Here is a 9,556-nt window from a genome sequence, read left to right on the forward strand (position 1 = left end):
CAGAACCACAATTAATCCTGCCAACTAGCATTGTGGAATAGCAAGTCATAAACTAACCAGCTCCCTTAACGTGAAACAGGCAAGGGAGCTGGTGTTATTGTGGTTTGGGACAAATTTCCATTTATAACTGTATATTTTTACACGTATCTCGGACTTACCCCTATACCGTTAAACAGATTTCCGAGATCGCGAACGTGACGGTGAAAACATTGCATCATTATCATAAAATCGGTCTTTTGCTGCCTTGCGAGGTGAACGATGCCGGTTATCGCCTCTACGGCAGGAAAGAACTGGAGCGTTTGCAGGAAATACTGTTTTACCGTGAACTCGACTTTCCTCTCAAGAAGATTAAAGAAATTTTGACTGGCGAGCATGATCGGATAAGGATACTGAAAGAGCAAAAAAGGCTGCTGCAGGCTCGTATGGAAAGAACAGCAGACCTGATTCAAACAATCAACGAATCGATCCGCTCTGCCGAGAAAGGAGAACCCATGGATCAAGCAGACATGTTTAAAGGTTTTGAAACGGAAGAAGAATGGCGTAACGCGATGCGTGAGCAGACTGAATATTTAAAAGAGAACTACGGCCACGACCTGGGAGAGAAACCGATCGTTCCCGAGGAGATGAATGAAGAGGCTAGAAAGGCCCAACAATTCATCACAGGTATGGCCCGCGCCCTTGCGAGCGGGATCAAGCATACTGACAGCCATGTTCAGCACTTGATCGATTCACATGTAGCCGGTCTCAAACAACGTCACCATATTGAAACACCGCGAGATTTTGCTGCAATGACGCGCTTCTTTTTTGATGATGATTTCCATCGTCAAATGCTTGAAAATCAACAGACTGGTCTTGCTTATTATCTATGCTTGGCAGCGGAGCATTTTGCGGACAAAATGAATTGATCAAATTCCGGGACACGGACACAAAAAGAGACTGTTATTCGAATAATTAAATACAGGGGGTGGACAAGATCAAAAAGGTACTGGCAGGTCTGTTGGCGTTTTTGTTCGTATTTGTTTTGTCATCCGAGCAATCCTATGCGGCTACGTTTGTCAGAGGCAAAGCCGTGGTTACATCAGAACACAGCACAAGCGTATTTTATGCCAAAGCGGGCGAGATCTACTTTAAAAATGACAATCTGGCTGATCGTGAATATATTGATATTCGCATTGAACTTTACAAGAAAGACGGGACGCTTGTGCAAACCCGTATTGGCAATGCATACAATTTTGTCTCCCACGCCGATTCCCCTTATACCGTTCCCGAAGACGGCTATTATTTCTTCCGACTGGTCAATGAGACTCCTGACAGCCACTGGTATGTCAAATATTCAGTTTCCGACCGGTCCCGTTTTTGGAATTGAACAGATAAAACCCATCATATGAATATGGTGGGTTTTTTTCTATACAAAAAAGGAGAGTTAAGCATGGAACCTTTTTGGCTGGAAATTGCAAAGCGAATTCAAGCGATTGCCCAATCAGGCCTGGCTTATTGCAAAGATCCCTTCGATCGGGAACGCTACCGGGAATTAAGAGAAATCAGTGCATGCATGGTCTCCCGCTATTCGGAAACATCCATGAAAAGGGTAAGAGAGCTTTTTTTGAACGAAACCGGTTATCAGACACCGAAGATTGACGTGAGAGCAGTGATCCTCCAAGATCAGCACATTCTGTTGGTAAAGGAAAGGAGCGACGGGAATTGGACACTTCCCGGGGGATGGGCGGAACCCGGGTTGTCTTTGGGAGAGAACATCGTAAAAGAGGTAAAAGAGGAGTCCGGATATGAGGTGGAGGCGGAGCGGATCCTCGCAATCTTGGATCGGAATCGGTACAACCACCCGCCTTCTCCGTATTCCATTTATAAAATTTTTGTTCTTGCACGACTGATCGGAGGCCAACCGTCCAGCAGCATCGAAACGGAAGCAGCAGCTTTTTATCCGGTTGATCATCTTCCCGATTTATCAACCGAACGGATTACCGGGGAACAAATACAGATGATGATCCAATTGGCGGCATCGGGGAAAACGCATCATGATTGAGGCGAAAAAGCGGCACTCACGCAAGAAAGAGTGCCGCTCGGTCTGTTCAGGAAAGGCGGGCCGTTCCGAAATGCACCAGTTGAATTCCCAACTCTTGCACGCGTTTTTTCACTTCCGGGTGAGTCAGTGTTTGCAATTCAGTGACCCGATAATCGGTCCAGGCGGACAGGCGCTTTAAATCATCGTCGATATAACCCGGGTGGCAGTTGAGTTCAGTCAGCCCTTCAGACAGATTTTCCAAATGCCCCAGAAGCTTGTTCAACCTGTCTTCCTGAAAATAAATATCCCCGATAAAAAACTCGGTCGTAGCAGGGTGGGAAGGAGGAAGTTCTGAGCGCTTGGAAACAAGGGGCATATTCATTTCTTGAAAGTTCAAAGTAAACGTATGCCGGGTCGGCAAATTTTCTTTCTTTGCCAATTCAAGAAATAACGACCGGACAGACGGCATGATCTGAATATAATGATGTGAATCCAAATGCGTAATCTTGATCCCGGATGCTTTCACTTTCTCCCATTGGGCGGCCAATTCCTTGGCAATGTCTTCCGTCTTCCAGTTTTCGATTGTTTCTCTTGAGATCGGCCGAAAGTTCCCCTGATCGTCAACCAACGAGGGGATTTCTTCCGGGGGAAGGAGAGGGGCGCCGTAGGTAAGGTTAAAATGGAAGCCAATGCCGAGATCAGGCAGTTCATTGGCAAGGCTGACAGCATTGTCAAACCCGGGCATGTTGGCCATGATCGTGGTACTGGTCACAATCCCGTTTTGATGAGCTTCAACAATGCCACGGTTGACTGCGTCAGATAAGCCGAAATCATCTGCATTTACAATCAGGAAACGATGCATGGTTTCGTTTCATCCCCTTTTATTTTTATCTCTTTCTACTATTAGTTTAACATATCGTTTGTATCACTAATTAAAAGGAATCAGAACTTAACAAAATAGACAAAGAGGAAAATACTTAAAAACACTATTTCCATAACATTCAGTTCAACTGATTCAAAACGCAAATTGGTTTATGGTACATACAGTTGAATGTTCTGTAAATAACACTTCTAATTTCCCGGTATCTGGAACTTGCACTGATTCACCAGACAGACTCTAGTTTAAGCCAATATTTAAGCTTGGTGTAAGGTTCTCTTCAGACTGAGGAAAGGTAGTTTTATTACAGTTGAACCAAAGGGAGAAAAATCTAAAAAGAAATGAATGGAGCTGACTTTCATATGAGTACCTCAGTTATTGTGCAAACACAAGGTCTGTCCAAAAAATATGGGGATATTAATTGTGTAAATAAAGTCAATCTTCACGTTCAAGAAGGAGAAATTTACGGGTTTCTGGGTCCAAACGGAGCGGGGAAAACAACTACACTAAAAATGCTGCTCGGACTCATCAAGCCTTCAGAAGGGGAAATCAAAATTTTCGGGGAAAGCCTGATGAGCAAACATCGCCCATCCATTCTGCAACGTACCGGATCGCTGATTGAATCTCCCTCCTATTACGGACATCTAACAGGACTTGAGAATATGAAGGTCATGCAGCGTCTGCGAAACGTACCAGATAAAAACGTACATGAGGCGCTTCGTATCGTAAGGCTGGAAAATCATAAACACAAAAAAGCTGAACAATATTCGCTCGGAATGAAGCAACGGCTGGGAATCGCTATGGCCCTGCTCTCCTTCCCCGAGCTGCTGATCCTCGATGAGCCGACGAACGGTCTTGATCCCGCAGGCATTGGTGAAATCCGGGAGCTCATCAAATCATTGCCCGCACGTTATGGAATAACTGTATTGCTCTCCAGCCACCTGCTTTCGGAGATCGAACAGATCGCTACTTCAGTAGGCATTATCAGCGAAGGAAATCTGCTGTTCCAGGGCAGTATGGCAAGCCTGCGGCAAAAAAGCAGAACCGCCATCTTTATAAAAACCGGAGACAATTCCAAAGCAGAGCATCTGCTTCTCACTCAAGGCTACAGTCCGGTCCAAAGCGGCAGCCGGCTTGAGTTCGACAATCTTGAGGACACGGAGGTGGCGGAAATCAACAGACTGCTTGTTGAACATTACATTCCTGTCATACGGATCGAGGAGCAGAAGAAAAGTCTGGAGGATATTTTCCTAGAGTTGACGGGAAAGGAGAGGAGCTTGTGATCAAAATATTAGGACTTGAATACTTCAAAATCCGCCGCAAAAAAATATGGATCATGATTACATTATTTCTTGTTGTGGAGATGTTTTGGGCCTTCATGTCCATCAGCCGATCCATTGCCAGTAATCCGGATCAAGCCGTCTGGGAATCTGACATTTTTAATATATCCTCCATGAATGGACTTTTTATGCCGATTATTTCGGCCATTGTCGTCTCCCGGATTTGTGATATGGAGCACAAGGGAGCGACCTGGAAAATGCTTGTTGCTACCAATGTGGGCCGCGGTCATCTCTACGCAGCGAAGTATATATGCACCAATAGTCTGCTCCTGTATGGCATCCTTGCACAGACTATACTCATGATCGTGTTTGGACTGTTAAAGCATTTTTCCGATCCTCTTCCTATCGAATTACTGATCCGGTTCATTTGGGGAACCCTACTGACGACTTTAGCAGTTACGGCACTTCATCAATGGATTTCTTTTGCCATCAAAAACCAGGCCTTTGCGCTGTGCTTAGGCATGCTTGGCGGCTTCATCGGAATGACTGCCGGACTGTTCCCTGCCACTGCCAGACATATCTTTATCTGGTCTTATTATTTGGATCTCAGCCCGGTTACTTATCAATATGCTGAGTTTTCAGGTAAGTATATAGCACAACCTGTAAGCCCCGGGATCTTAGTGGCCGCACTGACTATGACCGTCTTGTTCTATATAGCTGGAAGCATCCACGTAACACGGAAGGAAATCTGAGGAGGGGAACTGATGAAACGGAGTATTTCTGCTGAATGGCTTAAATTGCGGCATTCTCGTATCGGTCTTGTACTCGCTGTACTTCCTGTCATAAGCCTGCTGATTGGATGTACGAATTATTATTTTAACCAAGGTGCCCTGCAAAATAGCTGGTTCAGCCTGTGGACACAGGTCAGCCTTTTTTATGGTGAGTTTTTCCTTCCTATCCTGATCGCCATCTGCTGTTCCTATGTATGCAGGCTGGAGCATCTGAACCGAAATTGGAATATGATTTTGGCCTCTCCAGTATCGGTCGCAAGTGTGTTTCTAGCCAAATTGATTGTTGTCAGCATTTTAATTTTGTTCGCTCAAGCACTTTTCATGGCACTCTACTGGCTTGCAGGTAACCTCTTCACCTTACCCGGACCTTTCCCTGTAGAGACTATAGGCTGGACGATACGCGGATGGTACGTTTCTCTGTCTATTAGCGCTCTGCAATTGGGACTGTCGTTAAGGATCCGCAGCTTTGCTACGCCGATCGGCATTAATCTGTGTGCGGTCTTGATTGGTCTGGCCATGTATACTGCCAAGCTGGGCATATTTTTCCCATTCTCGCTACTCACCATTGGCATGTGCGTGCTGAGCCAGAATAAGCTGACTGATATACAGAACATTCTGTCTTGGATGGTGAATATGGCTTACATTATTATTTTTGCATCGATGTCTATTCGCTGGTTGAGGAGCGATGATATTGTATCATCCTGATTGCACATAAGAGGTATTTTCTGATAAAAAAATATGGCTGGGTAATCTCATGTATAGAAATAATAATTTAATTATCAACTCGATAGAAAAGGAGCTTGTCCGTCCGCGACATGCTCCTTCCAATGTAACAATAATATTGCGCATGCGAAACAATATGCATGATGAGACAATCTGACTGGTTGTGCAAAATTCCATGCCACCGACTTTTTAATGATAAATGGTTACCACGATCACTTTATATCTTCGATTGTACAGGGAATTGCATAACTGCTTTTAGACCTCTTTGTTCCACGCCGCTTGAAAGAATAAGGCGACCGTGATGCGCCCGCATAATTCTTGACACCATGGGAAGCCCCAGACCGTGACCTTCCCGGGTAGCCCGCTTTCTCTTTGATGAATAGGGCAATTCGGTAATTTCCATCAATTGTTCCCGTGGAATTCCCCGTCCATTATCTCTTACGATAAAGTAATATTGGGATTTGTCCCTGGATAGAGAGGTTTCCAGTACGATTTTGCAACCCTGAGGGTTATGACATATACTGTTTTGGACAAGATTATGAATTGCCCGAAGCAGCAATTTCTCGTCCCCGATGATCTGAACTGCTTCAACAGTAAGTTTCAAATCAATGTTGTACCGGTCATCCAATCCGTTATTCAAAAAATCCGTGGCAACCTGTCGCGCTAAAACCGATAGTCGAATGGGCTTTAAATGCAAAGGTTGCATTTCATACTCAAGCATGGAGACCAGATTCAGGTCGCTTACAAGCGAGCGCAATTTCTCGCCCTGACGCCGTATGATACCAGCTAGATGCCTCTGATCCTTCGGCAAATCTGAATTATCCTCCATTTCACTTGCGTAGCCGAGAATGATTGAGAGTGGAGTCCGGATATCATGAGAAATCCCGGCAATCCAATTGGAGCGTGCTTCATCCCGTGCCTTCAATGCAGCCGTCTTGTTTTGTAGCTTAGCTGAGGCGGAATTAATACTCCGGGCCAAATCACCGAATATACCCTTGGAATCTAACTGGACCATTTGCTCCTTGGCAAGATTGTGGATTCCAGTAACAAGTGGACGTATCCCTCTTATGAGACGCGTGCCAATCGCAACAGAGATCAGGAGAGCCAGCCCCACATTTATGAATGACAGCAGTATAAGCCGTTGGGGTACCGACCTTAACCAATCGGAAAGAAAATTAAATTGATACTTCCAGTAGCTTTTCTTGAGATACCCCACCACAACCAGGTCATCACCATATTGAAAAATATAAACTGGATAGTCCATAAGATAATAACGCGAGAACTTGGCTACCTCGACTAGATTGTAGGATCGAGGAACATCATCAGGAAGATGGTAGCTCCATTGCACGTGTCCATCTTCATTGAGTAACATGGCCCAAGCCTGATTGTGCTGCAAAAGCCTGGCGGCATGCTCATCGAGGTGATAGCTGTCGTCCTGTCTGACCAAGCCTTGGGACACTTGCTTAAGCACGCCTTCCGGAGACGGGCGCTGGGTAAATTTCTTGAACACCAGTGTGCCCAGCAGTACGAAGTTAAAAATAAGTAGAAATATCGAAACAAAGATGGTCGTGGTGACAAACCGGCGTAATATGCGAATAATTCCTTCCACTCAACTTGTCTCCTTAACCAGCAGTTTATATCCCAGCCCTCTGACGGTGAGAAGATAGAGCGGTTTGGAGGGATCAGGCTCGATTTTTTCGCGTACCCGTCTGATATGGACCATTAATGTATTTTCGTAGCCGTAGCTGTCATCTCCCCAGACAGCCTTGCACAAGGCATCGCTTGTGACAATTCGACCTTGGTTTTCATACAATTTTACAAGAATAGCATGCTCCTTTGCCGTCAATGGAATCTCATTTTGATTCCTGTGCACTACCGCGCTATTCAAATCAATGATCTGTTCCCCTAATTGGAAGACAGGCAGACGCTCCGCCACGGGAGAAGAGTAGACTCGCTTTAAAATCGCCATCAGACGCAATACCAGTTCGCGCGGCAGAAACGGCTTCACAATGTAATCATCCGCACCCAAACCGAGTCCGAGCAACCGATCTTCATCCTCACCCCGGGCGGAGAGAAAAAGGACTGGCATATCCGAAAAACGTCTGATGGAAGACAAAAGAAAGAAACCATCTCCATCAGGCAGCATGACATCGAGAATGGCAATATCCGGATTGCCTGTGCTGCAGATCGATAGGGCTGTAGCGCAGTCGGCAGCTGTATAAATGCGAAAAAAACCCTCTTTTCTTAAAAATCTTTCAATCATAATTCTGATTTCCGTTTCATCATCTACAATTAATATTTTTTTGTTTCTTAAATTCTCCATGCGGTATCACCCGATTTTATTATACATGAATAGGGGATTCCTTAAGCGAACCTATTATTCATCATATTGATCTAGCCACAGTTCAATCGCTCATTGAGTTCCGTCTGCTTGGACGATTTCACAGTCAGGATACATGAACGGACTCCCATCAATGGATCCTTATTTATTTAATGCCAATTCCTAATATTCACCTAAACTAATTCAAAATGCAAATCAGTTTACAATACATACACACGAAAATTTCGAATAGTATAAGGAGGCATTGGCTGATCCGATCTTTACCGTTATACAACAAATGCCCCGAAACGCGACTGTTTCAGGGCATACTCTGAGTATAAGGATAACTCAACGAGAAGAAAAAGTCTATTCTTTTTTTGAGATATAAACTATATTTTTAAAGCATGTTTGGAGACAAGGGAGGTGAATGGTGATGGAAAGAAGGAAATTAGGGAGTTTGGAAGTATCCGCTATCGGACTCGGCTGTATGGGCATGTCCGAATTTTATGGAGAGACAAATGAAAAGGAAGCGATTGCCACCATTCATCAAGCGTTTGATTTTGGCGTCAACTTTTTCGATACAGCTGATCTGTATGGTGTTGGGGGAGCAAATGAAATCCTTGTTGGCAAAGCATTAAAGGGACGCCGATCAGAAGCGATTGTTTCAACCAAATTTGGAGTGGTCCGCAACGCACAAGGGGATATAACAGGGCTGAACGGACATCCCCGATATGTAAGAAGAGCGATTGAAGGCAGTTTGCGCAGGCTCGGGATGGATTACATTGACCTTTATTATCTGCACATGCCGGATCCAAATGTGCCGATCGAAGAAACAGTGGGAGCCATGGCAGATCTGGTGAAAGAAGGAAAGGTCCGCTTCCTCGGGCTTTCCAATGTGGATGCTGATCTTTTAGTCCGTGCCGTCAGCGTGCATCCGATCACAGCTTTACAGACGGAATACTCCATATGGAACAGAGACGTCGAGGAAATCCTGCCGGTCGCCCGTGATTCAGGAATTGGCCTTGTCGCTTACAGCCCGCTTGGAAATGGTTTTTTAACAGGTAAAATCAAGGAATACGATGACTTTGCGCAGAATGATATCAGACGTCGTTTCACACGATTTAAAGAGGAAAACTTCAAAAAGAACCTGAACTTAGTGACGGAGCTTGAAAAAATCGCAAGAGAAAAGGAAGCAACTGCTTCGCAAATTGCCTTGGCCTGGGTATTGTCTCAAGGGGATGATATTGTGCCCATCCCAGGGACCAAACGAAGAAAGTATCTGAGGGAAAATATCGAGGCGGTGAAAATCACCTTAACCAACAGGGATCTTCACCGATTGAACGAGATGGCAAAGCGTTTCTCCGTCAAAAGCGAACTTTAGCGAGTATTTTATCTTGATCAAGCTGAGCCGTTGACCAATAAGAAAAGGAGAGGATCAAAATCCTTCTCCGAGATTGATGACAAACCCCCCCCTTTTCTTCGGAAAAGGAATGGGGTTTTGTATATTTCTAGGATATATACAGATAAAGTAAACCTGATGTGACC

At 44.9% G+C, this 9,556-nt stretch carries 10 protein-coding genes; 7 read left to right on the plus strand and 3 right to left on the minus strand.

The genetic code is table 11. The annotated features are described in order from the left end of the window. Positions 1-131: 131 nt before the first annotated feature. From I8U17_RS17125 to I8U17_RS17135, 3 genes are all read left to right on the plus strand, one after another. Positions 132-905: a MerR family transcriptional regulator gene (locus I8U17_RS17125; protein WP_198059897.1), complete on the plus strand. Its 774-nt coding sequence runs from the start codon at positions 132-134 to the stop codon at positions 903-905. A gap of 59 nt (positions 906-964) precedes the next feature. Continuing rightward, positions 965-1,366, plus strand: a complete 402-nt coding sequence (locus I8U17_RS17130) for a hypothetical protein (protein WP_198056226.1) — start codon at positions 965-967, stop codon at positions 1,364-1,366. A 63-nt stretch (positions 1,367-1,429) separates the two neighbouring features. Beyond that, positions 1,430-2,041 carry an NUDIX hydrolase gene (locus tag I8U17_RS17135; protein ID WP_198056225.1) on the plus strand — a complete coding sequence of 204 codons (612 nt, stop codon included), beginning with the start codon at positions 1,430-1,432 and terminating at the stop codon, positions 2,039-2,041. 46 nt (positions 2,042-2,087) lie between these two features. Here the strand turns inward: I8U17_RS17135 and I8U17_RS17140 are convergent, their stop codons facing one another. After that, complete coding sequence (locus I8U17_RS17140; RefSeq protein ID WP_198059891.1) at positions 2,088-2,882, minus strand: carbohydrate deacetylase; 795 nt, start codon at positions 2,880-2,882, stop codon at positions 2,088-2,090. A 377-nt stretch (positions 2,883-3,259) separates the two neighbouring features. Here I8U17_RS17140 and I8U17_RS17145 point away from each other — a divergent pair, with 377 nt between their 5' ends. The 3 genes from I8U17_RS17145 to I8U17_RS17155 are packed head-to-tail and all read left to right on the plus strand — an operon-like array spanning position 3,260 to position 5,673. Next, on the plus strand, positions 3,260-4,180 hold the full coding sequence (locus tag I8U17_RS17145; protein WP_198059892.1) for an ATP-binding cassette domain-containing protein: 921 nt from the start codon (positions 3,260-3,262) through the stop codon (positions 4,178-4,180). Continuing rightward, positions 4,177-4,929, plus strand: coding sequence for an ABC transporter permease (locus I8U17_RS17150; protein WP_198059893.1), 753 nt, complete (start codon positions 4,177-4,179; stop codon positions 4,927-4,929). Before I8U17_RS17145 ends, I8U17_RS17150 begins: the two co-directional genes overlap by 4 nt. A 12-nt stretch (positions 4,930-4,941) precedes the next feature. Next, positions 4,942-5,673 carry an ABC transporter permease gene (locus tag I8U17_RS17155; protein ID WP_198059894.1) on the plus strand — a complete coding sequence of 244 codons (732 nt, stop codon included), beginning with the start codon at positions 4,942-4,944 and terminating at the stop codon, positions 5,671-5,673. Positions 5,674-5,908: 235 nt separating this feature from the next. Here I8U17_RS17155 and I8U17_RS17160 read toward each other — a convergent pair whose 3' ends face one another. Together I8U17_RS17160 and I8U17_RS17165 are read right to left on the minus strand one after the other, a co-directional pair. Continuing rightward, positions 5,909-7,300: a sensor histidine kinase gene (locus I8U17_RS17160; protein WP_198059895.1), complete on the minus strand. Its 1,392-nt coding sequence runs from the start codon at positions 7,298-7,300 to the stop codon at positions 5,909-5,911. Then, positions 7,301-8,014, minus strand: a complete 714-nt coding sequence (locus I8U17_RS17165; protein WP_198059896.1) for a response regulator transcription factor — start codon at positions 8,012-8,014, stop codon at positions 7,301-7,303. Positions 8,015-8,444: 430 nt separating this feature from the next. Here I8U17_RS17165 and I8U17_RS17170 point away from each other — a divergent pair, with 430 nt between their 5' ends. Beyond that, a complete protein-coding gene (locus tag I8U17_RS17170) occupies positions 8,445-9,392 on the plus strand; it encodes an aldo/keto reductase (protein ID WP_033102053.1) in 948 nt (315 codons plus the stop codon). Positions 9,393-9,556 lie beyond the last annotated feature (164 nt).

Origin of the sequence: Thermoactinomyces sp. CICC 10521 (assembly GCF_016055135.1) — a bacterium.
Classification (GTDB): domain Bacteria; phylum Bacillota; class Bacilli; order Thermoactinomycetales; family Thermoactinomycetaceae; genus Thermoactinomyces_A; species Thermoactinomyces_A daqus.